Genomic DNA, 446 nt, shown 5'->3' on the forward strand with positions numbered 1-446 from the left:
TTGACGGGCGCCTCGCGGAACAGCCGCGCGATCGGGCCGTCGTCGACGTAGCCGTTGCCGCCGAACACTTCCATCACCTCGCCGGTCAACTCGACCGCGCGCTTGCAGACCCAGAATTTCGCGGCGGGCGTGACGATCCGCTTCCATGCGCGCTCGCGCGGCGAGTCGTCGCGTTCGAACGCGTCGGCCAGACGCATCGCGAGCGACAGCGCGGCTTCGCTTTCGAGCGCGAGATCGGCGAGCACGGTGCGCATCAGCGGCTGCTCGGCGAGCGCGCGGCCGAACGCGTGGCGCTGGCGCGTGTACGCGATCGCCTGCACGACGCCCTGACGCAGCATCGCCGCGCTGCCGAGCACGCAGTTCAGCCGCGTGTAGGTGGCCATCTCGATGATGGTCGGAATGCCGCGGCCTTCGTCGCCGAGCATGATGCCCCACGCGTCGTTCAG

1 protein-coding gene is annotated in these 446 nt (G+C 70.0%); it reads right to left on the bottom strand.

The genetic code is table 11. From position 1 onward, the window contains the following. The coding region (locus G3N62_RS35695; protein WP_277399669.1) for an acyl-CoA dehydrogenase family protein at positions 1–446 on the bottom strand (446 nt) is incomplete at both ends.

Source organism: Burkholderia sp. Tr-20355, from assembly GCF_017104685.1.
Lineage (GTDB): Bacteria > Pseudomonadota > Gammaproteobacteria > Burkholderiales > Burkholderiaceae > Burkholderia > Burkholderia seminalis.